This window comes from Streptomyces sp. NBC_00400 (assembly GCF_036048035.1).
GTDB lineage: Bacteria > Actinomycetota > Actinomycetes > Streptomycetales > Streptomycetaceae > Streptomyces.
In genome coordinates this window covers 5,271,260-5,295,156 of sequence record NZ_CP107940.1, presented here as the reverse complement: position 1 = coordinate 5,295,156, position 23,897 = coordinate 5,271,260, and the positions used below count along the sequence as shown (strand labels likewise).

The 23,897-nt window shown below is 72.4% G+C and carries 21 protein-coding genes and 1 tRNA gene; 7 read left to right on the top strand and 15 right to left on the bottom strand.

Features of this window, described 5'->3' with window-relative positions:
• Positions 1 to 13: 13 nt before the first annotated feature.
• From OHS81_RS23190 to hppD, 5 genes are all read right to left on the bottom strand, one after another.
• Positions 14 to 1,459 (bottom strand): dihydrolipoyl dehydrogenase family protein, encoded by a 1,446-nt coding sequence (locus OHS81_RS23190; RefSeq protein ID WP_328386590.1) that lies wholly within the window; start codon positions 1,457 to 1,459, stop codon positions 14 to 16.
• 98 nt (positions 1,460 to 1,557) lie between these two features.
• Entirely contained in the window at positions 1,558 to 1,851 is a 294-nt protein-coding gene (locus OHS81_RS23185; protein ID WP_328386589.1) for a ribosomal protein L7/L12, read from the bottom strand.
• A 9-nt stretch (positions 1,852 to 1,860) separates the two neighbouring features.
• Positions 1,861 to 2,184: a hypothetical protein gene (locus OHS81_RS23180; protein ID WP_129296135.1), complete on the bottom strand. Its 324-nt coding sequence runs from the start codon at positions 2,182 to 2,184 to the stop codon at positions 1,861 to 1,863.
• A 72-nt stretch (positions 2,185 to 2,256) separates the two neighbouring features.
• The gene (locus tag OHS81_RS23175; protein ID WP_328386588.1) at positions 2,257 to 3,621 is read right to left on the bottom strand and encodes an FAD-binding oxidoreductase; all 1,365 of its coding nucleotides are present in this window, start codon (positions 3,619 to 3,621) and stop codon (positions 2,257 to 2,259) included.
• A gap of 274 nt (positions 3,622 to 3,895) precedes the next feature.
• Complete coding sequence (hppD, locus tag OHS81_RS23170; RefSeq protein ID WP_328386587.1) at positions 3,896 to 5,050, bottom strand: 4-hydroxyphenylpyruvate dioxygenase; 1,155 nt, start codon at positions 5,048 to 5,050, stop codon at positions 3,896 to 3,898.
• A 129-nt stretch (positions 5,051 to 5,179) separates the two neighbouring features.
• Here hppD and OHS81_RS23165 point away from each other — a divergent pair, with 129 nt between their 5' ends.
• From OHS81_RS23165 to OHS81_RS23145, 5 genes are read left to right on the top strand one after another with little or no spacing between them, the layout of a single operon-like run.
• A complete protein-coding gene (locus OHS81_RS23165; protein ID WP_086715635.1) occupies positions 5,180 to 5,647 on the top strand; it encodes an Lrp/AsnC family transcriptional regulator in 468 nt (155 codons plus the stop codon).
• Between the two features lie 13 nt (positions 5,648 to 5,660).
• Positions 5,661 to 6,308 (top strand): ABC transporter permease, encoded by a 648-nt coding sequence (locus tag OHS81_RS23160; protein ID WP_328386586.1) that lies wholly within the window; start codon positions 5,661 to 5,663, stop codon positions 6,306 to 6,308.
• Entirely contained in the window at positions 6,301 to 7,539 is a 1,239-nt protein-coding gene (locus OHS81_RS23155; RefSeq protein ID WP_328386585.1) for an ABC transporter ATP-binding protein, read from the top strand. The genes OHS81_RS23160 and OHS81_RS23155 overlap by 8 nt, the downstream gene beginning before the upstream one ends.
• Complete coding sequence (locus tag OHS81_RS23150; protein WP_328386584.1) at positions 7,536 to 8,420, top strand: ABC transporter permease; 885 nt, start codon at positions 7,536 to 7,538, stop codon at positions 8,418 to 8,420. Before OHS81_RS23155 ends, OHS81_RS23150 begins: the two co-directional genes overlap by 4 nt.
• Positions 8,417 to 9,430, top strand: coding sequence for a glycine betaine ABC transporter substrate-binding protein (locus OHS81_RS23145; RefSeq protein ID WP_443058751.1), 1,014 nt, complete (start codon positions 8,417 to 8,419; stop codon positions 9,428 to 9,430). The genes OHS81_RS23150 and OHS81_RS23145 overlap by 4 nt, the downstream gene beginning before the upstream one ends.
• 87 nt (positions 9,431 to 9,517) lie before the next feature.
• Here OHS81_RS23145 and OHS81_RS23140 read toward each other — a convergent pair whose 3' ends face one another.
• The 4 genes from OHS81_RS23140 to OHS81_RS23125 all read right to left on the bottom strand — a co-directional run bounded on the left by OHS81_RS23140 (position 9,518) and on the right by OHS81_RS23125 (position 15,007).
• Positions 9,518 to 10,297, bottom strand: a complete 780-nt coding sequence (locus OHS81_RS23140) for a S16 family serine protease (RefSeq protein ID WP_328386583.1) — start codon at positions 10,295 to 10,297, stop codon at positions 9,518 to 9,520.
• 168 nt (positions 10,298 to 10,465) lie between these two features.
• Positions 10,466 to 11,107: an IclR family transcriptional regulator gene (locus OHS81_RS23135; protein ID WP_129296128.1), complete on the bottom strand. Its 642-nt coding sequence runs from the start codon at positions 11,105 to 11,107 to the stop codon at positions 10,466 to 10,468.
• A gap of 451 nt (positions 11,108 to 11,558) precedes the next feature.
• On the bottom strand, positions 11,559 to 13,355 hold the full coding sequence (locus OHS81_RS23130; RefSeq protein ID WP_328386582.1) for a DEAD/DEAH box helicase: 1,797 nt from the start codon (positions 13,353 to 13,355) through the stop codon (positions 11,559 to 11,561).
• Positions 13,356 to 13,537: 182 nt separating this feature from the next.
• A complete protein-coding gene (locus OHS81_RS23125) occupies positions 13,538 to 15,007 on the bottom strand; it encodes an MFS transporter (protein WP_328386581.1) in 1,470 nt (489 codons plus the stop codon).
• A gap of 177 nt (positions 15,008 to 15,184) precedes the next feature.
• Here OHS81_RS23125 and OHS81_RS23120 point away from each other — a divergent pair, with 177 nt between their 5' ends.
• Complete coding sequence (locus OHS81_RS23120; RefSeq protein ID WP_328386580.1) at positions 15,185 to 16,048, top strand: alpha/beta fold hydrolase; 864 nt, start codon at positions 15,185 to 15,187, stop codon at positions 16,046 to 16,048.
• Between the two features lie 177 nt (positions 16,049 to 16,225).
• Positions 16,226 to 16,297, top strand: a tRNA-Cys gene (locus tag OHS81_RS23115).
• Between the two features lie 138 nt (positions 16,298 to 16,435).
• Here OHS81_RS23115 and OHS81_RS23110 read toward each other — a convergent pair.
• From OHS81_RS23110 to OHS81_RS23085, 6 genes are all read right to left on the bottom strand, one after another.
• On the bottom strand, positions 16,436 to 16,660 hold the full coding sequence (locus tag OHS81_RS23110) for a hypothetical protein (RefSeq protein ID WP_328386579.1): 225 nt from the start codon (positions 16,658 to 16,660) through the stop codon (positions 16,436 to 16,438).
• Positions 16,661 to 16,861: 201 nt separating this feature from the next.
• Entirely contained in the window at positions 16,862 to 17,071 is a 210-nt protein-coding gene (locus OHS81_RS23105; protein WP_328386578.1) for a hypothetical protein, read from the bottom strand.
• A gap of 32 nt (positions 17,072 to 17,103) precedes the next feature.
• On the bottom strand, positions 17,104 to 17,577 hold the full coding sequence (locus OHS81_RS23100) for a hypothetical protein (RefSeq protein WP_328386577.1): 474 nt from the start codon (positions 17,575 to 17,577) through the stop codon (positions 17,104 to 17,106).
• Positions 17,578 to 17,887: 310 nt separating this feature from the next.
• On the bottom strand, positions 17,888 to 20,230 hold the full coding sequence (locus OHS81_RS23095; RefSeq protein WP_328386576.1) for a xanthine dehydrogenase family protein molybdopterin-binding subunit: 2,343 nt from the start codon (positions 20,228 to 20,230) through the stop codon (positions 17,888 to 17,890).
• 100 nt (positions 20,231 to 20,330) lie between these two features.
• Entirely contained in the window at positions 20,331 to 22,643 is a 2,313-nt protein-coding gene (locus OHS81_RS23090) for a 2Fe-2S iron-sulfur cluster-binding protein (RefSeq protein WP_328386575.1), read from the bottom strand.
• Between the two features lie 100 nt (positions 22,644 to 22,743).
• The gene (locus OHS81_RS23085) at positions 22,744 to 23,640 is read right to left on the bottom strand and encodes an FAD binding domain-containing protein (RefSeq protein ID WP_328386574.1); all 897 of its coding nucleotides are present in this window, start codon (positions 23,638 to 23,640) and stop codon (positions 22,744 to 22,746) included.
• Positions 23,641 to 23,897 lie beyond the last annotated feature (257 nt).

Below are 23,897 nucleotides of genomic sequence, written 5' to 3'. Positions count from 1 at the left end.
TGCGGCGCCGTGCTCAGCCGCGGTAGGCCTCCAGCAGCCGCAGCCACACCTCGCTGATCGTCGGGTAGGAGGGCACCGCATGCCACAGCCGTTCGAGGGGGACCTCGCCGGCCACCGCGACCGTCGCGGAGTGCAGCAGCTCCGCGATCCCGGAGCCGACGAAGGTGGCGCCGAGCAGCACCTCGCGGTCCAGGTCGACGACCATCCGGGCCCGGCCGCGGTAGCCGTCCGCGTACAGGGACGCCCCGGCGACGGCCGCCAGGTCCTGGTCGATCACCCGGGTGCGGTAGCCGGCTCGTTCGGCAGCGGCGGCGGTCAGGCCCACCGAGGCGGCTTCGGGGTCGGTGAAGACGACCTGCGGCACGGCGAGACGGTCGGCGGTGGCGGCGTGCGCGCCCCAGCGGTCGGACTCCAGGATCGGGACGCCCCGGGCGCGCGCGGAGATGGCGGCGCCGGCGATCCTGGCCTGGTATTTGCCCTGGTGGGTCAGGAGGGCGCGGTGGTTGACGTCGCCGACGCCGTAGAGCCAGCCGCCGGTCACGCCCGTCACCCGGAGGCTGTCGTCGACGTCCAGCCAGGAGCCGGGGGTCAGGCCGACCGTGTCCAGGCCGATGTCCTCGGTGCGCGGGGCCCGGCCGGTGGCGACCAGCAGCTCGTCGGCGACGATCTCGTCTCCGGAGTCCAGCAGGACGGTGACCGGGCCGCCCGGGGCTTCCCGGCGTACCTCGCGCACCTCGACGCCGGTCCGCAGGAAGACCCCGGCCTCGGCGAGCGATTCGGCGACCAGGTGGCCGGCAAACGGCTCCATACGGGGCAGCAGCCCGTCGCCGCGTACCAGCAGCGTCACGGAGGAGCCCAGGGCCCGCCAGGCGGTGGCCATCTCGACGCCCACCACACCGCCGCCGACCACCACCAGACGGCCCGGCACGGCCTTGGCGCTGGTGGCCTCGCGGCTGGTCCAGGGCCTGGCCTCGGCGAGCCCGGGGACGGGGGGCAGCACCGCGCGGCTGCCGGTGCACACCGCGACCGCGTGCCGCGCGGTGAGCACCGGTCCGCCGTCGACGACCACCCGCCGGGGTCCGGCCAGCCGGCCGTGGCCGCGCACCAGGTCGATGCCGAGCGAGTCCAGCCAGCGGACCTGTCCGTCGTCCTTCCAGTAGGAGACGAACGCGTCGCGGTGGGCGAGCACCACCGGCACGTCCAGGGGCACGTCCGCGGCCTCCTTGAGGCCGGGGACCCTTCGTGCCTCGGCGCGGGAGGCGACCGGGCGCAGCAGGGCCTTGCTGGGCATACACGCCCAGTAGGAGCATTCGCCGCCGACCAGTTCGCTCTCCACGACCACCGCGCTCAGCCCGGCGGCGTGCGCCCGGTCGGCGACGTTCTCCCCGGTCGGCCCCGCCCCCAGCACGATGACGTCATACGCCTCATCAGCGGCTTTGGTCGCTTCGGTGGCTGCCATCGGCTCTCGCTTCCTGCGTGGGCATGAGGGGGCCCGGTGGACATGGAGGCCCGGTGGGCCCGGCGGGTCCTTCCGGCCATCCTCTGCCCAACGGGCCGTCAGCGCATCCGGCGTTCGACCGCTTCCTTGGCCTCGGCGAGTCCGGAACCGGTCACCTCGCGGTGCACCTTGATCGCCTGGATCTTCTTCCCCTGCGCCAGCAGGGCGTCCAGCTCGGCCATCCTGGGGTCCTCCGGCTCGACGATCCCGGCCTGCGCGAGCAGCAGGTCGACCTTGCGTTCCAGCCGCTGGAGCCTCAGGTCCTGCCGCTTGGCCCGGAGGTCACTCGCCCTGGCGAAGCCGGAGGCCCCGATGAGGAGGAAAACTGCTGCTATGAGGGGTGCGGAATCCATGACGGAACTCTACGAGGCGGCGGCGCGCGCCATGAACACGGCAGTCGCGGCGGGGCCGTGCACACTGCCCCGGACGGCCGGTGCGCCGTCCGTGAGGATCTCGCATTCGGCGTAGGCGTCCGGCCCTTCGAGGGTGAGGGTGAGCATCGGCATCGCGCCCACGCCCCGCGCGTCGGTCACCACGAACCACGGCAACTCGGGCCGGACCACCTGCTGTTCGCCCCCGGAGTCACCCAGCGCCTGGACGGCGTAGGTGAGGTCGTCGACGCCCTTCCCGGTCACCCGGAAGGTGACCATGCCCTCGCCTGACCTGTGCGGATCGTTGATCGTCATGGGGGCAGTCAACCGTCCCTCCCCGTGCCGTGTACATCGGGGTGGCGGGCCGGCCACCGGGGCCCGGGTGCGTCAGAAGAGCTTTCCGGGGTTGAGGATTCCCAGCGGGTCGAAGACACCCTTGATGCCGCGCTGCAACTCCAGGCCCACCGGCCCCAGTTCGCGCGCCAGCCACTCCTTCTTCAGGACGCCCACGCCGTGCTCACCGGTGATGGTGCCGCCCAGTTGCAGGCCGAGCGCCATGATGGCGTCGAAGGATTCCCGGGCCCGGCGGGACTCGTCGGGGTCCGCGGCGTCGAAGCAGACCGTGGGGTGGGTGTTGCCGTCCCCCGCGTGCGCGCAGACACCGATGGTCAGGTCGTACTTCTCGGCGATGGCGGCGGTGCCGTCGAGCAGTTCGGCGAGCCGGGAGCGCGGTACGCACACATCGTCGATCATCGTGGCGGACTTGACCCGCTCCAGTGCGGTCAGGGTCAGCCGGCGGGCCTGCAGCAGCAGGTCGGACTCGGCGGCGGTCTCGGCGGGCACCACCTCGGTGGCGCCCGCGGCGGTGCACAGCGCGCCGACGGCGGCGAGGTCGGCGGCCGGATCGGGGGTGTCGAAGGCGGCCAGCAGCAGCGCCTCGGTGCTGTCCGGGAGACCCATCTGCGCCATGTCGTTGACCGCGCGGATGCTCGTCCGGTCCATCAGCTCCAGCAGCGACGGGGCGTGGCCGCGGGCCATGATCTCGCAGACCGCCTCGCAGGCGGCCGCGGTGGAGGGGAACTCGGCTGCCAGCGCCAGTTGCCCGGGCGGCTCCGGCTTGAGCGCGAGAACGGCGCGTACGACGATGCCGAGGCTCCCCTCGGAGCCGACGAACAGCCGGGTGAGGTCGTAGCCCGCGACGCCCTTGGCGGTGCGCCGGCCGGTCGTCAGCAGCCGCCCGTCGGCGAGGACGACGTCCAGGCCGAGGACGTACTCGGCGGTGACCCCGTATTTGACGCAGCACAGGCCACCCGAGGCGGTGCCGATGTTGCCGCCGATCGAGCACTGCTCCCAACTGGAGGGATCGGGCGGGTAGTAGAGGCCGTGCTCGTTCACCGCGCGGGACAGCACGGCGTTGATGACACCGGGTTCGACCACCGCGATCCGGTCGACGGGGTTGATCTCGATGATCCGGTCCATCTTGACCAGCGAGAGCACGAGGCAGCCGTCGGAGGCGTTGGCGGCGCCCGACAGGCCCGTGCGCGCGCCCTGCGGGACGACCGGGACCCGCAGCTCGGAGGCCGTGCGCATGATGTGCTGGACCTGCTCGACGGTGCGCGGCAGCACGACCACGGCGGGCGTCCCGGCCTCGCAGAAGCTCGCCATGTCGTTGGCGTAGGAGCCGGTCACATCGGGGTCGGTGAGAATCGCTTCCCCCGGGAGCCCGGCGCGCAGACGTGCGATGAGGTCCATACCCTCAGCCTCGCATCCATGGGCCGTACACGGAAGATCACCGAACGGCCGGGCGCCACCCGATCGAGCCGAGCGGCAGGCCCGAGCCGCAACGGAATGCCGCCGGCGCCGAAGCGGGCACCCAGACGCTGCGGACACCCGCCGACCGACCGAAGGGTGCGGGCCGGAGGGCCCGGGTGCGGGGACGTAAAGCGCAGCAGTCCCCGCGCCCGGGCCCGGAGGTCCGCACCCGGCAGCCACCACCGGCAGAGGGCGCCTCCCCCCGCCGCCGGGCTCAGAGGTTGCCGCGCCGCTCCTGCTCCCGCTCGATCGCCTCGAAGAGCGCCTTGAAGTTGCCCTTGCCGAAGCCCATGGAGCCGTGCCGCTCGATCATCTCGAAGAACACGGTCGGCCGGTCCTGGACCGGCTTGGTGAAGATCTGCAGCAGATAGCCGTCCTCGTCGCGGTCGACCAGGATCTTCAGCTCCCGGAGCGTTTCCACGGGCACCCGGGTCTCACCGGCCCACTCGCCCAGGGTGTCGTAGTAGGAGTCGGGAGTGTTGAGGAATTCGACGCCGGCGGCACGCATCGCCCGGACACTGGCGACGATGTCATTGGTGGCCAGCGCGATGTGCTGCACGCCGGGGCCGCCGTAGAACTCCAGGTACTCGTCGATCTGCGACTTCTTCTTCGCGATCGCGGGCTCGTTGATCGGGAACTTGACCTTGAGCGTGCCGTCCGCGACGACCTTCGACATCAGGGCGCTGTATTCGGTGGCGATGTCGTCGCCCACGAATTCCTTCATGTTGGTGAAGCCCATGACGTGGTTGTAGAAGGCCACCCACTCGTTCATCCTGCCGAGTTCGACGTTGCCGACGCAGTGGTCGATGGCCTGGAAGCGCCGCGGGCCGGCCGCCACCAGCGGCTCGGCGGCGACGAAGCCGGGCAGGTAGGGGCCGTCGTAGCCGGAACGCTCGACGAGGGTGTGCCGGGTCTTGCCGTAGGTGGCGATGGCCGCCAGGACGACGGTGCCGTGCTCGTCACGGACCTCGTGGGGCTTCTCCAGGCCGGTGGCCCCCTGGGCGACCGCGTGCTCGTAGGCGGCGCGGGCGTCCGGGACCTCGATGGCGAGGTCGATGACGCCGTCGCCGTGCGCCGCGACATGGTCGGCGAGGAAGCGGCCCCACTCGGTCGTGGGCTTGATGACGGAGGTGAACACGAACCGGGCGCCGCCGGATTCGAGCACATAACTCGCGGTCTCGCGGCTGCCGTTCTCCGGGCCGGAGTAGGCGACGCGCTGCATCCCGAAGGCGGTCGAGTAGTAGTGCGCGGCCTGCTTGGCGTTCCCGACGGCGAAGACGACCGCGTCCATCCCCTTGACCGGGAAGGGGTCCGCCTGCCGGGCCGTGTCGGGGGCGATGGGCTGGGTGTGCATCGTGGTGTCTGCCATGCCCGCAGAGTCCCCCCGATCCACAAGGTGCGCAATAGTTCGCGAATCTTCTGGGCATTATGCATAGCGAAAGGGCGAAGTCGCCCGGCTATCTGTACATGATGACCATCACCAAGGGCGGTGCGAACAATGGCGATCGATCATTTGGACGGGGCACTGCTGGAACTGCTCGCCGAGGAGCCGCGGATCGGCGTGCTGGAGGCGTCCCGGCGCCTGGGGGTGGCCCGCGGGACGGTCCAGGCCAGGCTCGACCGGCTTCAGTCGAATGGAGTGATCCGGGGCTTCGGACCGGATGTGGACCCGGCGGCCCTCGGTTATCCGGTGACCGCATTTGCCACTCTGGAGATCAAACAAGGGCAAGGAAACGACGTACGCGCCCACTTGACGACCGTTCCCGAGGTGCTGGAGCTGCATACAACGACCGGACATGGGGACATGCTCTGCAGGCTCGTCGCCCGGTCCAACGCCGATCTACAGCGGGTGATCGACCGGGTTGTGGGCTTTGATGGCATCGTGCGGGCATCGACGGCAATCGTCATGGAAAATCCGGTTCCGTTGCGGATCGTCCCGCTGGTGAAACAGGCATCGGCAGACTGACCGAGGAGACCGAGTGAGCTTCTGGGAGTACGTCGGCACCCGGCACGCCCAGCTGCTGACGGACACATATCAGCACGCCAGTGCCGTCTTCCAGTGCATGGTGCTCGCCACCCTGCTGGGCGTCTTCATCGCGGTGGTGACCTACCGCAGCGAATGGGCGGGCAACCTCGCCACCACCTCGACCGCCACCATCCTCACCATCCCGTCCCTGGCCATGATCGGTCTGCTGATCCCGATCGTCGGCCTGGGCGTCCCCCCGACGGTGATCGCGCTGACCCTGTACGGACTGCTGCCGGTGGTCCGCAACGCCATCGTCGGACTGCGCGGGGTGGACCCGGACCTGGTCGACGCGGCCAACGGCATCGGGATGTCCCGCACCGCCCGGCTCTTCCGCGTCGAACTGCCACTGGCCTGGCCGCCCATCCTCACCGGCATCCGGGTCGCCACCCAGATGCTGATGGGCATCGCCGCCATCGCCGCATTCGCCTCCGGCCCCGGCCTGGGCAACGAGATCTTCCGCGGGATCGCCTCGCTGGGCAGCGCCAACTCCCTCAACCAGGTGCTCTCCGGCACCCTCGGGATCGCCATCCTCGCCCTTCTCTTCGACGCCGCCTACGTCCTGATCGGACGCCTGACCATCTCCAGGGGGATCCGTGCCTGAGACGCCCGAGACCGCTGCCGCCTCCGGCGCGAGCATCCAGCTGGAGAATCTGACGAAGATCTATCAGGGGAACTCCGTCCCCGCGGTGGACAGCGTCAACATGGAGATCAAGGCCGGCGAGATCGTGATCCTCGTGGGGCCCTCGGGCTGCGGCAAGTCCACCTGCCTGAAGATGATCAACCGGCTGATCGAGCCGAGCTCCGGGCGGATCCGGATCGGCGACGAGGACGTCACCGACATGGACCCGGTCAAGCTGCGCCGCAAGATCGGCTACGCCATCCAGGCGTCCGGCCTCTTCCCGCACATGACCGTCGCCCAGAACATCGCCCTGGTCCCGAAGATGATCGGCTGGTCCCCGTCGAAGACCAGGAACCGGGTCGAGGAAATGCTCGACCTGGTCGGCCTGGACCCGCGCGAATTCCACGGCCGCTATCCGCGCCAGCTCTCCGGCGGCCAGCAGCAGCGCGTCGGGGTGGCCCGTGCCCTCGCCGCCGACCCGCCCGTCCTGCTGATGGACGAGCCGTTCGGCGCCGTCGACCCGATCACCCGCGACCACCTCCAGGACGAGCTGATCCGGCTCCAGCACGAGCTGCACAAGACCATCTGCTTCGTCACCCACGACTTCGACGAGGCCATCAAGATCGGCGACCGGATCGCGGTGCTCCGCGAGCGCTCGCACATCGCCCAGTTCGACACCCCCGAGGCCATCCTCACCAACCCGTCCGACGACTTCGTCTCCGGCTTCGTCGGCGCCGGGGCGGCGCTCAAGCGGCTGAACCTGACCCGGGTACGGGACGTGGGCGTGGTCGACTTCCCCACCGCCGCGACCGATGACCCGCTGGAGTCCATCTTCGACCGGGTGCGCGCCGGCTCCCACAACGAACTGCTGCTGCTGGACCCCAACCGCCGCCCGTACAAATGGCTGCGCCGCGGCGATCTGGCCCTGGCCAAGGAGTCGCTGGCACGGGCCGGGACGCCGGTACAGCACACCGTGACCCGGGACGCGACGCTGCGCGACGCGCTGGAGGCGGTGCTCACCGACAGCGCGGGCCGGGTCGCGGTCACCGGGCGGCGCGGCGAGTACATCGGCGTGGTCGACATGGAGACGCTGATGAACAACGTCCAGGAACTGCTGGAGGCGGACCGGATGGAGGCCCTGGAGCACCAGCACCAGCTCCGGGAGCTGCGCGCCCGCCAGACGCAGCTGGAACAGGAAGGCCTGGAGGCATGAGCCCGCGCGACGGGAGCAGTCCGCACCGCGGCGGGCGACCGACCGGCGACCACGAGGGCTTCGCCGTCCGCGACGACGTCGAGATGCAGGAGCGGGAGGACGCGGCCGGTGAGGCGCCGGTCCCGTCCGTCGCCAAGGGCCGGCGCCGGATCAGCTGGCAGAAGTGGACCTTCATGCCGGCCTTCCTGGTCCTCGCCCTGCTCGCCACCTGGCTGTGGTTCCGCGGCGCCCGCCTGGACTCCATCGCCCACCAGGCGGTCGACAACGGCAAGGTGTGGCTGGCCCTGCAGCAGCACATCTATCTCACCGCCGTCTCCACCTTCTTCGTGCTGATCATCGCGATCCCGCTGGGGATCGCACTGACCCGCTCCAAGCTGCGCCGGGCCACCCCGGTCGCCATGGCCTTCGCCAACCTCGGGCAGGCCGTCCCGGCGCTGGGTCTGCTGATCCTGCTGGTCATCTGGCTGGGCATCGGGCCCCGTTCGGCGATCGTCGGCATGGTCATCTACGCCGTGCTGCCGGTCCTCGCCAACACCATCGCCGGGCTGCGCGGCATCGAGCCGACGCTGACCGAGGCCGCCCGCGGCATCGGCATGTCCCCCACCCTTGTGCTGACCAAGGTCGAACTCCCCCTGGCCGTACCGCTGATCCTGGCCGGCGTCCGCACCGCGCTGGTGCTGAACGTCGGCACCGCGACGCTGGCCACCTTCGGCGGGGGCGGCGGCCTCGGTGACCTGATCTCGGCGGGCATCGTCACCCAGCGCATGCCCGTACTGATCCTCGGTTCGGTGCTCACCGTGGCGCTGGCCCTGCTGGTCGAATGGCTGGCGTCGCTGGCCGAACTGCTGCTGCGGCCGCGCGGACTGGAGGCGACGGCATGAGGATTCCCCCGCGTCCGGCCCCCCGCCGCCGTCCCCCAAGGCGCCGGGGCGCCCGGTTCCTGGTCATCCTGCTCGCCACCGTGCTCAGCGCATGCGGCCTGGTCAGCGGCAGTGCGATGAGCGACAACGTGCTGCCGGGGCCGAAGGCCGGCTACCCGGGCCGCCCGCTCACCGGAGCACAGCTGACCGTGACCTCGAAGGAGTTCACCGAACAGATCATCCTCGGCCAGATGATGGGCATCGTCTTCGAGGCGGCCGGTGCCAAGGTCATCGACAAGACCAGCATCCAGGGCTCGATCGGCGCCCGGGAGGCCGTCAAGTCCGGCACGGCGGACGCCGCGTACGAGTACACCGGCACCGGCTGGATCACCTACCTCGGCCACACCAAGCCGATCGTCAACCCGCAGCAGCAGTGGAAGGCGGTCCGCGACGAGGACCGGAAGAACGGCATCGTGTGGCTGCCGGCCTCGACCCTCAACAACACCTACGCCCTGGCGCTGAACACCGCCAACCAGAAGAAGCTGGGCGTGCGCACCCTCTCGCAGGTCGCGGCGCTGTCGCACAAGAACCCCGGCGCCGTCACGATGTGCGTGGAGAACGAGTTCGCCACCCGCAACGACGGCCTGCCGGGCATGGCCCGGGCGTACGGCATGAACGTGCCCTCCGGCAACATCCGCAAGATGACCGGCGGCGTCGTCTACACCGAGACGCAGAAGGGCACCTGCGCGTTCGGCGAGGTCTTCACCACCGACGGCCGGATCAAGGCGATGCATCTGCACGTCCTCGCCGACGACAAGCACTTCTTCCCCAACTACAACGTCGCTCCCGAGATCAATGCCGAGGCCCTGAAGAAGTACCCGGCGATGGCCGAGGTCCTGGCCCCGGTCACCAAGGCCCTCAACAACACCGTCGCCCAGGAGCTCAACCGCAAGGTCGACGTGAACGGCGAGGACCCGCACGAGGTCGCGAAGGACTGGCTGATCCGGGAGGGGTTCATCAAGCAGGGGTGAGGGGCACGGGCGGCGCCCGCGCGGCGGCGGGACGGCCGGGGAGCGGTCAGGCCGCTCAGCAGTCAGGCCGCTCAGCGGTCAGGCCGCTCAGCAGCTGGGCAGCTTGCCCCCGGTCCGCAGGGCCTTCAGGGAGTCCACCGCACCGTCGAGCGTCGTGACCGGGATCAGCCGCATCCCCTTCGGCAGCTCCGCCCGCGCGTCGGTGCACTCCTTGCGCGGGACCAGGAAGACCGAGGCGCCGTCCCGGTGTGCGGCCTGCGTCTTCAGCGGGACCCCGCCCACCGCGCCGACCTTCCCGCCGGCGGTGATGGTCCCCGTACCGGCGATGGTGCGCCCGCCGGTCAGGTCGTGGCCCGCGCCGTCGCCGTCCAGCTTGTCGACGATGCCGAGGGCGAACATCAGCCCGGCGCTGGGACCGCCGACGTCCGCGAGGCTCAGCTTGACCTTGATGTCCTTGGCGGACTTGCCGAGCTGCCCGAGTGCGGCGCTGGTGGCGGTGTCCTGCGACTGCTCCATCTGCTTCGCGTTGTGCTCGGCGATCTCCTCGGTGTTGTTGCCCACCGGGTAGACCGCCTCCCGCGGCATCACGGCCTCGTCCGTACGGAACCAGCCCTCGACGATGTCCGGCAGGTGGACGGAGGCGTCGGGCCCGGTGGCGACGATCGAGGTCATCCGCAGCTGTCCGCTCGTCTTACGGGTCCCGGCGCCGGTGATGGTGATCACCGGTTTGCCCTTGTCGTTGCCGAGGACGTTCGCCGTCATGCCGGGATAGGCGACAGCGAACGGCAGCGGGGCGAGGACCACCGTGAGGACGAGGGCCAGGACAAGGACGGAGCAGAGCGCCAGGGCACGGGTGCGTGAGGACACCCCGCCAGCCTAATTGACCCCCGCACCACCAGGGCCGTAAGGCGCTGCGGCCTCACCACACGGCCACCGCCCCTTCACACCCCGTGGCCCCGGCGTCCCCGGGGGCCTGTGGTCGGCGTCCCCTCGTTCGCCGCGAGACGGGCGGGGCTTCGGCGGCAGCCCCCGGCCTCAGCGCAGCGCCTCCGACACCTCCCGGGCCGCGTCGACCACCCGCGGCCCGATCCGCTCGGACACGGTGTCCGCGAGCATCACCACGCCCACGCTGCCCTCGATGCCGCTCACCCCGAGCAGCGGTGCCGCCGCGCCGCTCGCCCCGGCCTCCAACTCCCCGTGGGTCAGGGCGAGTCCGGCGTCCTGGAGGCGGCCCTGCCGGGCCTTGAGGATCGCCCGCCCGGCGGCCCCCCGGTCCAGCGGATGGCGGAAGCCCGCCCGGTAGGCCACGTGGTAATCGGTCCAGGTCGGCTCCACCACGGCGACGGCCAGCGCTTCCGTGCCGTCGACGAGGGTGAGGTGCGCGGTGGCCCCCACGTCCTCGGCGAGCGACCGCAGCGCGGGCAGCGCCGCCTCCCTGACCAGCGGATGCACCTGCCGGCCCAGGCGCAGCACGCCCAGACCGACCCGGGCGCGGCCGCCGAGGTCGCGGCGGACCAGAGCGTGCTGCTCCAGCGTGGCCAGCAGACGGTAGACCACCGTGCGGTTGACGCCGAGCTTGTGGGAGAGCTCGGTGACGGTCAGCCCGTGGTCGGTGTCGGCAAGCAGTTTGAGGACACGCAGCCCTCGGTCGAGAGTCTGGGAGGTCTCTGCGGTCACGACGCCTCCTGGGTGAGTGGCGGCCCTCGGACGCGACGCGCTGCGAGTCCCGGAGCAGCGCGCGCTAGAGGCCGCCGGCCGCATGGCACCGGCTGCGCTCCGCGGCGGCGCTGCCACGGGGCGTGTGCGTGACCGGGACAGTAGCGAGCCGGTCCGGTGAGCGGAAGAGTCCGTCCAGAATCCGGGCTTTCCCGCCCGGAATATCCCCGTAGGTCCGTCCAGAACGTCCCGTGGTGTTTCAGGTAGGGCTACAGGGCCGTTCGGGCGGTATGGGGGGAAGCGACGGGCGCGGTCGCCCCCGCCGCCGGCTCCGGCACGCCGCGCCGGAAACGACGGCGGGGCGGCGCGCCGCCTACACCCGGCACACCGCCCCCGCTCACGGGCCACGGGGCCACGGGTCACAGACCACAGGCCCCACAGGCCCCACAGGCCCCACAGGCCCCAGGCGGACTCACTTCATCCGCGTGGCCCACTCCCGGACCTTCTTGATCCGCTCACCCAGCTGCCCGGCGGTGGCCTCCGCGCTCGGCGGCCCGCCGCACACCCGCCGCAGCTCGGTGTGGATCACGCCGTGCGGCTTCCCGCTCTGGTGGACATACGCCCCCACCAGCGTGTTCAGCTGCTTCCTGAGCTCCAGCAGCTCCTTGTGCGTGACCACGGGCCGCCGCTCGGCGGGCAGCTCCAGCAGGTCCGCCTCCGCGTCCGGCCGCTTCTTGCTGTGCGCGATCTGCCGGGCCTGCCGCTTCTGCAGCAGCATCTGCACCTGGTCGGGCTCCAGCAGCCCGGGGATGCCGAGGTAGTCCTGCTCCTCCTCGCTGCCCGCGTGGGCCTGCATCCCGAACTCGGCACCGTCATAGAGCACCCGGTCGAAGACCGCCTCCGACTCCAGCGCCTCGAACGAGAACTGCTCCTGCTCGCCGGTGTCCTCGTCCTGCTCCTTGTTCGCCTCCTCCATCTCCTTCTCGGATTCGGCGTACGGGTCCTCCTCCCCGTCCTTCTTCGGCTTGTCCAGGACGTGGTCGCGCTCGACCTCCATCTCGTTGGCGAAGCCGAGCAGCATCGGGACGGTGGGCAGGAAGACCGAGGCGGTCTCGCCGCGCTTACGGGACCGCACGAACCGGCCCACGGCCTGCGCGAAGAACAGCGGCGTCGAGATCGTGGTGGCGTACACCCCGACCGCCAGCCGCGGCACGTCCACCCCCTCGGACACCATCCGGACCGCGACCATCCAGCGGTCCTGGGAGTACGCGAAGTCGTCGATGCGCTGCGAGGCCCCGGTGTCGTCGGACAGGACGAGGGTGGCACCCTCGCCGGTGATCTCCCGGATCAGCTTGGCGTACGCCCGTGCCTGCTCCTGGTCGGAGGCGATCACCAGTGCCCCGGCGTCCGGGATGGACTTGCGGACCTCGCTCAGCCGCTGGTCGGCGGCGCGCAGCACATTCGGCATCCACTCGCCGCGCGGATCCAGCGCGGTACGCCAGGCCTGCGAGACCGCGTCCTTGGTCATCGGCTCGCCGAGCCGGGCCGCGATCTCGTCGCCCGCCTTGGTCCGCCAGCGCATATTGCCGCTGTACGAGAGGAAGATGACCGGCCGGACGACGCCGTCGCCGAGCGCGTTCCCGTAGCCGTAGGTGTAGTCGGCGGAGGAGCGCCGGATGCCGTCGTTGCCCTCCTCGTACGTCACGAACGGGATCGGGTTGGTGTCGGACCGGAAGGGCGTACCGGTCAGCGCGAGCCGCCGGGTGGCGGGCTCGAACGCCTCCAGGCACGCCTCGCCCCAGGACTTCGAGTCACCGGCGTGGTGGATCTCGTCGAGGATCACCAGCGTCTTGCGCTGCTCGATCCGGTTGCGGTGCAGCATGGGCCGTACGCCCACACCGGCATAGGTGATCGCGACGCCGTGGTACTCGCGGCCCAGCGGCCCCGCGCTGTACTCCGGGTCGAGCTTGATCCCCAGCCGTGCCGCCGCCTCGGCCCACTGCTTCTTCAGATGCTCGGTCGGTGCCACGACCGTCACCTGCTGCACGACGTGGTGGTGCAGCATCCACGAGGCGAGCGTGAGCGCGAAGGTCGTCTTGCCGGCTCCGGGCGTGGCGACGGCGAGGAAGTCTCTCGGCTGTGCCTGGATGTAGCGGTCCATGGCCGCCTGCTGCCAGGCACGCAGCTTGTTCGCGGTACCCCAAGGGGCCCGTCCCGGGAAGGCCGGGGACAGGTGATGGTTATTGGTGGCGCTGGTGGTGGTAGTCACGGTCTCCGTCGGCTGAACTCGGCGATCGGCAACCGCGTCAGCCTACCCGTGCAGCGGTTCACGCCCCCGGGTTAGGGCACCGGCTCACCCTGGGGTGGGACCGAGGTCACATTCGCCATCCGGCCCCGGACGGCGGCGGATCCACAGGTGGGAGCGGTGTTGCGGGTGCCGGCACGGCGCCCTCACACCCGCTCGGGTCGCAACCGGCTTGTGACCCCCGCCCCGGCCAGCGCCACCACCGCCATCGCCGCGAACACCGCCGCGAAGGCCGCCGGATGGCTCGCCGAGGCGGCCCCGGCCGCGGCCGCGGGCCCGTGCGCCGCGATCGAGCCACCGCCGAAGGCCGCGAACAGCACCCCGCCGGCCCCCACGAAGGTGACGTTCCCCAGCGCGTCCGACATCTGCAGGGACGCGGAGTTGCTGCCCGCCTCCTCGGGACGGGAGAGCTTCAGCAGCAGTACGCCGCCGCTGGAGATGTTCAGGCCCATGCCGAACCCGCCGACCGTCCAGGCCGCCGCGACGATCGCGACGGGCACCGTGTCGAGCAGCGCCAGCGGCACCATGACGATGGCCGCCGCCAGCAGCACCATGCCCAGGCCCATCAGCCGCTCCCGGTACGGCTCCAGACGCGGCCGGCTCTGGACGTACGAGCCCAGCGCCCAGGTCAGTCCGCCGCCGGTGAGGGAGAGACCGGCGAGGGTGGGCGACAGCCCGCGCTGGGTGACCAGCATCAGCGGGATGAAGCTCTCGGCGCCGACCAGCGCCCCCGCGGCCAGACCGCGCATGAGCACCACGCTCGGCAGACCGCGCCCCGCGCGGAACGTGCCGCGCGGCAGCAGCCGGACGATGCCCGGTACCAGCAGGGCCAGCCCGGCGGCCGCGGGCAGCAGCGCGAACCAGGCCGGATGCTGGCCCGCGTACTGCAGCAGGCAGGCGCCCACGGCGACGGCCAGCGCGAGCAGACAGCGCCGGCTGCCCAGCACCTGGCGTACGCCGCCGTCCGGGCCCGGCCGCGTACGGGGCAGCTTGCGCAGCGCCGGCAGCATCACCGCGAGCGGCAGCAGTATCAGTACCGGGATGGCGAGGAAGACCCAGCGCCAGCCGAGCTGTTCGGTGAGGGTCCCGGCGACCAGCGGCCCCACGATCACCGGCACCACCCAGGCCGCCGAGAACGCCGCCATGATCGACGGGCGCAGCCGGTCGGGGTAGGCACGGCCCACGACCACGTACAGCGAGACCACCACCATCCCGCCGCCGATGCCCTGCACCCCGCGGCCCGCGACGAACATCCCCATGCTCTGCGCACCGCCCGCGACCAGCAGCCCCGCCCCGAACGCGGCGATCCCGGCGAACAGCGGTGCGAGCGGTCCGTGCCGGTCGCTCCACTCCCCCGCGAGCGCCATCGCGAACAGGCTCGCCGTGAAGTAGGCGGAGAACGCGAAGGCGTACAGACCGATCCCGTCCAGGGCGCGGGCGGCGACCGGCATCGCGGTGTTCACGGCGATCGCCTCGAACGCGACGACCGAGACGACCGAGATGATGCCGAAGGTGAGCGCGCGGTGGGCCCGGCCGAGGATGCCGCCGGCGTTGGCAGGGGCGTCGGCGCGTTCGTCGGCCGGCGGGGCGAGGTCGGTGGCTCGATCAGCGGTCATCGAGCCAGCGTAAGGGCCGTACGACGGTGGCGCCCCTGTCCGGAGACGGGAACCGGGTCGTCCAAAGGACCTACGCCGCAGGGCCAGGGGGCGATCCGGCGATCCGGCGATCCGGCGATCCGGCACCACACGACACGGACCGGCCGTACATCGCCCGCCGTCGGGCAGGCTGTCCTTATGCCGCACTTCCGCACGTACGACGACGCCGAGCTCCACTACCGCGTGCTCGGCCCGGCCGACTCGCCCCTGCCGCCCCTGGTGTGTCTGGCCGGCGGCCCCGGACGGGATGCCGCGTATCTGGGCGACCTCGGCGGGATGAGCGCACACCGGCAGCTGATCCTTCCGGACAGCCGCGGCACCGGCGCCTCCCCGGCCGCCGCCGACCCCTCCCGTTACGCCTTCCCGCAGCTCGCCGAGGATGTCGAGGCCCTGCGCGCGCACCTGGGCCTGGAGCGGTTCGCCCTGCTCGCGCATGACGCGGGGGCCGCGGTCGCCCAGGCGTACGCGGCGAGGCACCCGCAGCGGCTGACCCGGCTGGTCCTGGTCTGCCCCGGCTCCCGGCTGCAGGGCGAACTCCCCGACGACGCACGGGAGATCTTCGCCGCACGCGAGCACGAGCAGTGGTGGCCGGAGGCCTCGGCGGCGGTGCGGCAACTGGCCGAGACATCCGATATGGACGAGGTACGAGCCCTCCTGTTCGCCGCCGCGCCGCTCGCCTACGGACGCTGGGAGGAGCCGCAGCAGGCCCATGCCGCCACGGAGGGCGAGCAGTTGGGCCCGGTACCGCGGGCCGGCTTCTGGCAGGGCGTGGACGAACAGCTGCGAGAGGCACTGGCGTCCGGTCTGGGTGAGGTGAGCTGCCCAGTGCTGGTGGTGACCGGTGACCGCGACGGGGTCACGGGCATGCGCGCGGGCGAGCTGGTGGCCGAGTCGTTCCCCGACGCACGGGTCCGGCCGCTGCACGAGGTGGGCCACTACCCATGGGTGGACGCCCCGGAACTGTTCGGGCCGGCGGTGGAGGAGTTCCTGCACTCGGCCTGAGCGACCACCCCGCCGGAGCCCTGCCCCGGCGGCTTTGAACTGCGGCGCCACCGCCCCCACTTCATGAACGGCATGTTGCCCCGCGTTGCCCCGTATTGCAGCTTCACGCCACTTCGCTCCGCACTCTTGCCGAACACCCCACCACGCGGCATACAGTCAGGTTCAGCACACCAACCCGGCCGTGTGCCCGAGTGGTTCAGGGGCTCGCCTGCAAAGCGAGTTACGTGGGTTCGAATCCCGCCACGGCCTCTCTGCCTGCCGTATCTCGCGGGCCTCGCGCGTGGGTCGTTCGGCCCTCTTGACCTGCATGTCCAGTTGCTTGATGCGAATCCGGTGTTCGCGCTTCAGCTGCGGTTCCAGGGCCGCACGGCCGGGAGCGGCGCTTCGTCAGGAACCGCAGTCGCGGCCGGCGTCGCACTGCCAGCCGGAAAAGCCGCCTTCGCGGGGGTGGTCGATGTCGTGGTCGAATTGGAGGAATCCCCAGGCCACCCAGGCGATGAAGGCGACGCACAGGGCGAGTCCGGCCCACAGGGCCAGTTTCTTCAGAAGGGTGCGGGGGTCCGCATCGTCCTCAGGGGCGTCAGGCCCGCACCGGCCGTCTCCGTTCCGCACGTGCCGGACACGTCGAAGTCCCGGGCCATTCCGGAGCTGTGGAGATGAGCGATGTCGGCCTGTTCCAGGTTCATTCCCAGCGGCCCCGGCCCCCCGCCGGACACCGTGGCGCGGTGCTCGCTGGGGATCCCCCAGTCGTAACGCTTCTTGACCTCGACGTGGTAATCACCGACCACTCGACCGTGCCGGAGTCGGTGATCGTCATTCCTTCCTGCAGTGCCTCCTGCTGGAGGTTCTCGGCGCGGCGCGGCCGCCCTTGCCTTGCCAATGATCCTCATGGAGTGGTTTCACCACGTCGGCGTGGAACCCCGTCCGGGTGTCCTTCAGCTTCCGGTGGACTCTCGCCCACTCATCGGCGAAGGTCTCCAGTCCCGCGGCCTCGAGCTGCAGCAGTGCGTTGAAGCCGGGCATGTCCTGTCTCCGTATGCGGTCGCGGTCGGTGATCAGGAGAACAGCGAGGCGGTGCGCGTCTCGTTCTCGTCGTAGGCGTCCGCACTGAGGCGAAAGTTGGTCGCTGCCTGGTCGAGCCGCCGCACGACGAACTTGTTCAGCGCCTCCCAGCGGCCCTGGAGCTCGTCGAGACTGCCGACGAAATTCCAGCCGTCAGCCGCGCGGGCCAGGCCCGTACTCGCGTCCTTCGCCACGTCTCGCGTTTTGCGGATGGCCTCGGACGCCGTATCGCAGTCGTCGGCCCGCTCGCGCAGGAACGACGGGGTGACGCCGAGGTCCGGATCGGAACCCCACGGCGCCGGCGGGATCGGTCTCGGGTTCGGCGAGGGCGAGGGTTCCGGGCTGGGACTCCCACCGCCTGCCCCCGGTCCGGACGGCGATGGGCTCGGGGTGGGGCCGGGAGTGGGGCCCGGCGAGGGCTCCGCGGTGATCGCGTACGCCGCCCTCGGATCGACGGGATCGCTCATGTTTGCTCCCCTGGCCGTCCGCAAGCACTTCCCCCATGGAGCACTACGACAGCCACGCGGAAATGTACCGGACAACGGTCAGTCATCTGGGCGGCCCGAGCAAACCTGCAGAGCGAGTGACGTGGGTTCGCATCCCGCCGCGGCCTCCGCAGGCTCCGACCAGGAGCGAGAGCGGGGCCGGGATCCCCGAAGGGAGCCCGGCCCCGCTCTGTTCGTCTCGGCTGCCGTATCGGGTGTCCGCTCAGGCGGGCGGCCGGTACGTCCGCCCCGCGACGCCGCACGGCCGCCGCCGGGCCGCGTACCCGCCGCCTCAAGCCCCCTGCTGCTGCACCGCCTGCGCCACCGCCGCCTGTGGGCGGATCGGGAGGCGGCCGATGGGGCGGCCGGTGGCGGCGCGGACCGCGGAGGCCACGGCGGCGGGTGAGGTGACGACCGGGACCGCGCTGGCGGGCTTGGCGCCGAAGGGGGCGATCACGTCCCGTTCCTCGACGAGCTTGACGATACGGATGTCCGGGGCGTCCAGGGCGGTCGGCAGCGCGTAGCCGGTCAGGTCGGGGTGGCGGACCTGGCCGCGGGTGGTGCGCAGGTTCTCCATCAGCGCGGCACCGAGGCCCTGGGTGACCCCGGCCTCGATACGGGACCGCAGCTGGCGGGGGTTGAGCACCCGGCCCACGTCCTGGGCGACGGTCATCTCCACGACCCGGATGGTGCCGAGCTCGATGTCGACATCGGCGACGCAGCGGATCGCGCAGAAGGCGAGGCCGACGAACGCGTCGCCCTGGCCGCTCTCGTCCAGCGGCTCGGTCGGGTGCGGGCGGCACTGGGCGGTGGCCCACAGTTCCTTGCCGTCCAGCGCCTCGGCGACGGTGGTGCTGAGCACCCCGTCGTAGGAGGTGATCTTGCCGTCGTTGATCTGCAGCAGCTCGGTGGACATCCCGAACTTGTGGGCCAGCGGCTGCAGCAGCTGCGTACGGACCATCTTGGCGGCGCGCTCGACGGCGCCGCCGGAGACCCAGGTGTGCCGCCCGTGGCAGGCCGGGCCGGCCGGCGGCTGGTCGGTGTCGACGCCGGCGACATGCACCTCGTCGACGCCGAGCGTTTCCTGCACGATCTGCCGCGCCAGGGTGGAGAAGCCCGATCCGGTCTCGACGGCGGCGCAGATGACGTGGGCCACCGAGCCGCTGACCTTGACGGTGGCGGTGGAGACCTCGTCGGTGCCCTCGGCGCCGAGCATGTGCACCATGCCCAGCGCGTAGCCGACACCGCGGCGCACCGCGCCCGGTTCGCCCGCCCCCTCGGGACCGCCCGGCAGCAGCCACTCCGCTTCGGGCGCATCCTTGGGCAGCTCGGGAAGCGGCGCTTCCTTGACGGCGTGCAGGAGTTCGGCGACCGGGGCCGGGCAGGTCACCGTCTGCCCCGTGGGCAGCAGGTCTCCGGTGGCCATGGCGTTGCGCAGCCGGATCTCGTCGGGCTCCAGGCCCAGCCGGGCGGCCAGCTTGTCCATCTGGCCCTCGTAGGCGGCACAGACCTGCAACGCGCCCTCGCCGCGCATATGGCCGGACGGGGGGTTGTTGGTGCGTACCGCCCAGCCGTCGACCACGGCGTGCGGGACGACGTACGGGCCGCAGGAGAAGGAGACGGCCGCTGCCAGCGCGTCGGCGGAGGTGTCCGCGTAGGCACCGGCGTCCATCAGGATCTGGGCCTCCACCTTGACCAGCGTGCCGTCGGCGTCCGCATGGTGGCGGTAGCGCAGCAGCGTGGGGTGGCGGTGGGCGTGCGAGAGGAAGGACTCCTCGCGGGTGGCGGCGAGCTTGACGGGGCAGCCCGTCCGCAGCGCCAGCAGGCCGAGCGGCAGTTGGATGCCGGGGTCCTCGCGGTCGGCGGTGGCACCGGGCACACCCGTCACCACGACCTTGACCTGGTCCGGTTCCAGCCCGAAGGAGGCAGCGGCGAGATCGCGGTCGGTGTGCGGGTCCGTGGAGGCGGTGTAGATCTCCACGCCGCCGTCGGGGCGCGGCACCGCGAGCCCGGCCTCGGCCCCGATGGGCGCCGGGTCCTGGCGGCCGATCCGGTACAGCCCCTCGACCATCACCTCGCCCACCACATCGGGGTCGCCGAAGCGGAGCGGGATGTGCCGGATGAGGTTGCCGTCCGGGTGCAACGGCTCGGCCTCGAAGGCCAGTTGGGGGTCGGTGACCGCGTCCTGGATCTCGTACTCGACGGCGATGGCGGCAGCCGCCAGGCGCGCCGTGTCGGGGTGCTCGGCGGCCACCGCGGCGATCGGCTCGCCGTGGTGGCGGACCTCGTCCTTGGCGAAGACCGGGCGGTCGGCGGTGCCCCGGCCGTGCCCCGCGTCGCCGGGGACGTCCTCGTGCGTGACGACGACGCGCACGCCGGGCATCTCCACGGCCTGCCGGGTGTCGATCGACAGGATGCGTGCCCGCGGGTGCGGTGAGCGCAGCACCGCGGCCCACAGCAGCCCCTCGGCCCACAGGTCGGCGGCGTACGGGAAGGTGCCCTCGGCCTTGGCCGGTGCGTCGGCGGGCGGCAGGGACACGCCCAGGCCGCGCAGCGGCTCCTCGGCGGGTACCGGGACGCCCGCCGCGGGGGTGGTCGCGGTGACGGTGCCCGCGCCGTCGGACGTGCCACTCATGCCGCAACCTCGCTTCGCCCGGCCTCGCACTCGATCGGCGCGCAGGTATCGATGTCTCTGCCCCGGCCGCGGGCCCGGGGGGCGCCCATGCCGCGCTCGTTCATGCGGAGCCTCCCGTGTGCGGATCCTGGTCGTGCGGGGCGTGGCCCATGGGGTCTGCGGGGCCTGCCTGGTGGGGGATGCGGGCGGTGTCCGCCGGCGCCGTCCCGTCGGCCTCGTCGTCCGCCGGGCCGTAGGCGGCCTCCGCCGACTCCGCACGGGCCTTGACGACCTCGTCGACGGCGTCCAGCACCCCCCGGTAGCCCGAGCAGCGGCAGAGGTTGCCGCACAGCGCCTTACGGGTCTCCAGCTCGCTGGGGGCGTGATTGCCCTCCAGGAGGTCGTGGACGGTCATCGCCATCCCCGGTACGCAGAAGCCGCACTGCACCGCACCGGAGGCGGTCAGCGCGCGCTGCACGTCGGAGGGCTCACCGTTCTCCGCGAGTCCTTCGACCGTACGGACCTCGCTGCCCGCCGTGGTGGCCGCGGGCACCAGGCAGGACGCCACCAGCCGCCCGTCCACCTGGACGGAGCAGGCCCCGCACTCGCCCTGCGAGCAGCCGTCCTTGGCGCCGGCCAGGCCCAGCCGCTCGCGCAGCACGTAGAGCAGCGACTCGCCGATCCAGGCATCGGTGACCGGCCGGTCGATGCCGTTCACCCGCAGGACGTAGGAGGCGGCGGGGTGTTCGTCGAAGGCTTCGGCGTCGGGGGCGCCCGCCACGTCGGCCTCGCCCGCCACCTCGGCGCCGGACGGGCCCTCGGTGTCACCGGCCGGAATCCCGCTCTCGCTACCGCTACCGCTGTCACTGTCGGCGTCGGCGTCGGTGGCATCGGCGGTGCCGCTGCCGTCCTCGCCGGGGTTCTCGGCGCCCCCGGGGGTCTCGGCCGCCCCAAGGGTCTCGCCCGTTCCGAGGTGCTCGTCGGCCCCGGCATTCCCGCGCGCCCCGGGGTGGTCGTCCGCCCCTGAGCTCTCGCCGGCGCGCCCGGCGCCTCGCGGGTCCGCCAGACCATCGAGGTCCATGAGGCCGCCGAGGTCCGTGAGACCGGTGTGCTCGTCGTGCTGCGGCACGGCGTCCGCATGGCCGTCGGCGCCCGGGGCGGCGGGCGTCACGTGCCCGGCCGCGTCGGAGCTCACGAACTCGCCGGAATCCTCGGGCAGTTCGTCTGCCGCCCCCGGGACCGTCCAGTCGGCCGCGCCGCCGGGCACGTCCGCCGTCCCGTCGGGCCGGTCCGCCGGCTCCTGCCGCCGCGCCCCGTCGTGCGGCGGCTGCGCCGTGTCCCCGGCGGGCGGCCACTGGGCCAGCGCGTCGGCCGGCAGCGACCAGTGCCCGGTCGCCCCGTCTGCCGCCCCGCCTGCCGCGCCGTGCGGGACACCCGCGCCCGTCCCGTACGGGTCGCCGCCCGACGGGCCGGTGCCGCCCGGCCGTTCGGCGTCGGGCGCGGCGCCGCGGTCCGGGAGGCCGTGTCCGTGTGCGAACGGGGCGTCCGCGGCGCCGCGGAAGTGAGCGGGCACCGCGCCGCCGTGCGAGGCGTCGTGCGGCGCCGTGGGGTGCGTTTCGGCTCCGCCGGCGGCGGTCAGCCCGGTGGTGAAGTTCCAGTGCCCGGTACCGGCGGCCTCGCCGGTGTCCGCCGGGTTCCCGGCCCCGTCGTACGCACCGGCGCCCGGGTACCCGCCCCCCTGGTAACCGGTGGCGCCACCGGCCCCCGCAGGACCGGGGTGTCCGTGATGGCCCGTATGGGCGGGGTGGCCCGGATGACCGGGCTGAGCGGGGTGACCGGGGTGGCCCGGATGGCCGCCGGAAGGTGCCGTATGACCCGTCAGTCCGTCGTCGCCGAGCAGGTATTCGCCGGATTCCTCCGGGCCGTCGTCCGCGGCCGCGGGGACCGACCAGGCGCCGGGGTTACCCGCCTCCGGGCTGCCCGCGACGGGCCAGTCCACCGGGTCGCCGTGCCACGGCCGGGCCGCCTCGGGGGCGTCACCGTGGTAGCCCTCCGGGGCACCGTGGTGGGCCGCGTACTCCGCCTGGGCCGGGTACCCGGCGGACGGGTCGGCGTATCCGGCCGAGGGGTCGGCGAAGGGCATCGTCCACTGGCCGGTGGCCGACGGATCGGTGCCCGCGCCCGCGACCGGCGGCGTGGGCTCGTGCGGGGTGAAGGAGGCCGGCGGGGTGTAGCCGTGACCGGGTGCGGCGAGCGGTTCGGTGCCCGGGGTGCCGTACCGGGGCGATCCGCCGCCGTAGACCCCGGTGGTGAAGCCCTCCGGGAGCTGTACGAAGGCCGTCGCCTCCGACTCGTACTCGCCGCCCTGCGGCAGCGGCTGCCAGCCGTGTTCGGGGTGCGGCTGGTACGGATGGCGGTTGTCGGCGTCGCTCATGCCGAGCCCTCACTTCGCTCGGCCCCGCCTTCGCGAGGCGCGCACCTTTCGATGATGATCTCCCGGTCTCCGGCCGGGGGGACCTCCACGCTGCGCTCGCTCATGAGAGCGCCCTCCCCAGTGCGCGGCGGGCCAGGGCTGCCACCGTACGGCGCAGATGGAGTGCGGCCGGCGGCAGGCCGGCCGGTTCCGAACCGTCCTCGGGCGGCGCCGGGTCCGGGATACAGGCGGCGGCGACATAGTCACCGAAGGCCGTCAGCGCCTCGGGCACCAGGCCGCGTTCGCCGTCCCAGTCGATGAGCGAGGCCACCCACTGCTCGGCCTCCAGGGGGCGCAGCGGCATGGCGGCGACCGCGCCCACCGCGCAGCGCACCCCGCGCCGGGCCGGGTCGAGGACGAGCGAGACGGAGGCGGTGGCCCGGCCGGGGCCGGTGCGGCCGGTGGCCTTGAGGAAGGTCTGCGGGGCGTGCAGCAGCGGCACCCGCACGAAGCCGACGAGTTCGCCGGGGCCCAGCATCTCCCGGCCGGCCAGGAGGTGGCTGACCGGGATCTCGCGGCGGCTGCCCCCGGGGCCGGCGATGATCACCGTGGCTTCGAGGGCGGCGAGCACCGGGAGGGTGTCGCCCGTGGGCGCGGAGGTCACGATGTTGCCGCCGAGGGTGCCGGCGTTGCGGACCTGCGGCGGGCCGGCCGCGCGGGCGGCGGCGGCGAGCCCCGGGATCAGGGCGGCGAAGTCGGGGCGTCCCATACGGGCGAGGGTGAGGCCGGCGCCGAGCAGCGCATGGCCGTCCAGGTACTGCCAGCCGCGCATCTCGCTGATCCGGCCGAGGCCCACCAGGCCTGCGGGTCTGAGGAGTCCGGCGTTGACCGCCGCCATGAGGTCCGTGCCGCCCGCGACGGGCACGGCGGCAGGCATGGCCGTCAGCGCCGCCACCGCCTCGTCGAGCGAGGCCGGCAACGTCACCGTGTGCGACGCGTGCGGTGCGTGCGTGGTCAAGCCAGCTGCCCCTTCCCCGGTGTCCCGGCAGTTCCGCTCCGCCGTACGGTACGTGCTCACGGCCCGGACGTGGCAACTCTGGCACATCTTCCCGGGCCCCCGGCGCGAGGGTCCGCGAACCGGCGATCCGTCCCCGAACAAGGTGCTGGTCCGGTTTCGTCCGCCGCCAGGCCGTGCGGGAACTGCGGTGTGGCGCATCGGCGGAGGCGTCCGGCCGGGCGCACACCGCCGCTACGGCGATGCCCGGTACAGCAGTG

Coding starts and splice junctions, on each gene's coding strand:
- OHS81_RS23190 (WP_328386590.1), bottom strand. CDS start 1,459: ATGGCAGCCACCGAAGCGACCAAAGCCGCTGATGAGGCGTATGACGTC.
- OHS81_RS23185 (WP_328386589.1), bottom strand. CDS start 1,851: ATGGATTCCGCACCCCTCATAGCAGCAGTTTTCCTCCTCATCGGGGCC.
- OHS81_RS23180 (WP_129296135.1), bottom strand. CDS start 2,184: ATGACGATCAACGATCCGCACAGGTCAGGCGAGGGCATGGTCACCTTC.
- OHS81_RS23175 (WP_328386588.1), bottom strand. CDS start 3,621: ATGGACCTCATCGCACGTCTGCGCGCCGGGCTCCCGGGGGAAGCGATT.
- hppD (WP_328386587.1), bottom strand. CDS start 5,050: ATGGCAGACACCACGATGCACACCCAGCCCATCGCCCCCGACACGGCC.
- OHS81_RS23165 (WP_086715635.1), top strand. CDS start 5,180: ATGGCGATCGATCATTTGGACGGGGCACTGCTGGAACTGCTCGCCGAG.
- OHS81_RS23150 (WP_328386584.1), top strand. CDS start 7,536: ATGAGCCCGCGCGACGGGAGCAGTCCGCACCGCGGCGGGCGACCGACC.
- OHS81_RS23145 (WP_443058751.1), top strand. CDS start 8,417: ATGAGGATTCCCCCGCGTCCGGCCCCCCGCCGCCGTCCCCCAAGGCGC.
- OHS81_RS23125 (WP_328386581.1), bottom strand. CDS start 15,007: ATGACCGCTGATCGAGCCACCGACCTCGCCCCGCCGGCCGACGAACGC.
- OHS81_RS23120 (WP_328386580.1), top strand. CDS start 15,185: ATGCCGCACTTCCGCACGTACGACGACGCCGAGCTCCACTACCGCGTG.
- OHS81_RS23105 (WP_328386578.1), bottom strand. CDS start 17,071: ATGCCCGGCTTCAACGCACTGCTGCAGCTCGAGGCCGCGGGACTGGAG.
- OHS81_RS23100 (WP_328386577.1), bottom strand. CDS start 17,577: ATGAGCGATCCCGTCGATCCGAGGGCGGCGTACGCGATCACCGCGGAG.
- OHS81_RS23095 (WP_328386576.1), bottom strand. CDS start 20,230: ATGAGTGGCACGTCCGACGGCGCGGGCACCGTCACCGCGACCACCCCC.
- OHS81_RS23090 (WP_328386575.1), bottom strand. CDS start 22,643: ATGAGCGACGCCGACAACCGCCATCCGTACCAGCCGCACCCCGAACAC.